Genomic DNA, 2,398 nt, shown 5'->3' with positions numbered 1-2,398 from the left:
GAGTATTCCGACTGTATGGTTCACTGACGTTCCACGAACTCGGATGAGTTCAGTGGACGTCTGGATCGCACGTATACACGGTTGTCATTGAATCACACGTGGTGTTGAACGTGTGTTCGTCGAACCCTTCCCATCCGCGGTTTCCCGGGGTGGTGCATCGGTCGTCGTACTCGGATTGAGTTCCGTCTTGCACTTAAGCAGACGGATTCGTCCGAGTGGACATGGACTCACTGGGATTCGAACCCAGGGCATCCTCCTTGCAAAGGAGGCACTCTACCGCTGAGCTATGAGCCCGCCTCTCCGAGTGGAGAGGGTTGTCGCGTGTTGTGTGAGCCGTGGTAGTTCGTAGGTGTCCGGAGCGGCAGTGAGTCGAACAATGACTATGCGAATGAGTAGTGACCGTCTAGAGACGGTCGAAAGGTGGGCTCTCCGTGTGGAGAGTCCCGGTCAGTGGAGGTGATCCAGCCGCAGATTCCCCTACGGCTACCTTGTTACGACTTAAGCCCCCTTGCGAAGCCCAGATTCGACGCGTGGAACGCGCCTCATCCGGACCTCACTCGGGTGCTTTGACGGGCGGTGTGTGCAAGGAGCAGGGACGTATTCACCGCGCGCTTTTGACACGCGATTACTACCGAATCCAGCTTCATGTGGGCGAGTTGCAGCCCACAATCCGAACTACGATCGAGTTTCTGAGATTACCGTCTCCTTTCGGAGTTGGAACCCTTTGTCTCGACCATTGTAGCCCGCGTGTTGCCCAGCACATTCGGGGCATACTGACCTACCGTTGCCCGTTCCTTCCTCCGTGTTGGCCACGGCAGTCTCGATACTGTCCCCAACCGCTTCACAGCGTTGCTGGCAAGTATCGATGCGGGTCTCGCTCGTTGCCTGACTTAACAGGACGCCTCACGGTACGAGCTGACGGCGGCCATGCACCTCCTCTCTGAAACTCGGATAAGGTCATCAACCTGATCGTCATTATTACAGTCGATGCTGGTGAGATGTCCGGCGTTGAGTCCAATTAAACCGCAGGCTCCTCCGGTTGTAGTGCTCCCCCGCCAATTCCTTTAAGTTTCATCCTTGCGGACGTACTTCCCAGGCGGCCTGCTTAGCGGCTTCCCTACGGCACAGCACCCACTCGTAGTGGGTGCCACACCTAGCAGGCAGTGTTTACGGCTAGGACTACCCGGGTATCTAATCCGGTTCGAGACCCTAGCTTTCGTCCCTCACTGTCGGATCCGTCTTCGCGACGTGCTTTCGCCATCGGCGGTCCGTCCAGGATTACAGGATTTCACTCCTACCCCGGACGTACCCGTCGCGCCTTCCGGTCCCAAGCCACACAGTTTCCACCGGACGCCCACCTGTTGAGCAGGTGGATTTCCCGATGGACTTGTGCGGCCAGCTACGGACGCTTTAGGCCCAATAAGATCGGCCATCACTCGGGCTGCCGGTATTACCGCGGCGGCTGGCACCGGTCTTGCCCAGCCCTTATTCGTCCACCACCCTAGGGTGGACAAAAGCGTAGGCTCTATGCCTACGCACTTGGGATCCCCTTATCGCACTGGCGTGCAGTGTAAAGGTTTCGCGCCTGCTGCGCCCCGTAGGGCCCGGAATCTTGTCTCAGATTCCGTCTCCGGGTTCTCACTCTCATGACCCGTACCGATTATTGGCACGGTGGGCCGTTACCCCACCGTCTACCTAATCGGCCGCAGCCACATCCTTCGGCGCCGGAGCGTTTGACACACGCGACATTCCAGTCTGCGTGTGGTGTCCGCTATTAACCTCAGTTTCCCGAGGGTATTGCGGTCCGAAGGGTAGTTTGGCCACGTGTTACTGAGCTATTCGCCACGAGTCTGAACTCGTACGACTAGCATGGCTAAATCGGATCCCAATAGCAATGGCCTCCGGCAGGATCAACCGGAGTGGTAACCTCAGTGCCTGGTTCCCGGCACCGAGGGGGTTTGGCGGGTGTCGACGCGGTGTCGACACACCATTGCATGGTCTGATTGTTCGGGGTCACCGGCGTTCCGGATGACACCGAACTACCAAGGCTCACATCAGATTTCCGCTTACGCCGGAGCGCAGGGGGCGAAATCCTCATCTCTTCTTCCGGACCAGAGCGTTGTGTTCTGGCAGGTATAAACCCACCGGAGTGGCCTGGTCAGGCGACGACGGGCCGTGAGGCCCGCGGTCGTGTGTCGGTCGTGTTCATTCCGAGTGGAGTACGACACTTAACCCCGTCGGATTGGTGTTGGCCGCGTCGTGTCACACCACGACGAGCGTGGTATGGGTGAGTGGCCGGTGTTGCCCCGCGTGGGGCTTGTCACATTCATTCGAATGCCCGGGGTACATTTAACCCCGTCGAAGCGTGGCCGCTACGTCACGCGGTTTCATGGGAACT

Annotated in this window: 1 tRNA gene and 1 rRNA gene; both read right to left on the bottom strand. The window is 58.4% G+C overall.

What is annotated here, in order from left to right:
- Positions 1-222 precede the first annotated feature (222 nt).
- Positions 223-294, bottom strand: a tRNA-Ala gene (locus ACWUI7_RS13445).
- Positions 295-451: 157 nt separating this feature from the next.
- Positions 452-1,921 (bottom strand): 16S ribosomal RNA (locus ACWUI7_RS13440).
- Positions 1,922-2,398 lie beyond the last annotated feature (477 nt).

This window comes from Halorubrum orientale, assembly GCF_059623105.1.
The sequence above is the reverse complement of the archived record's forward strand: the minus strand, read 5'-3'. Positions and strand labels throughout refer to the sequence as shown.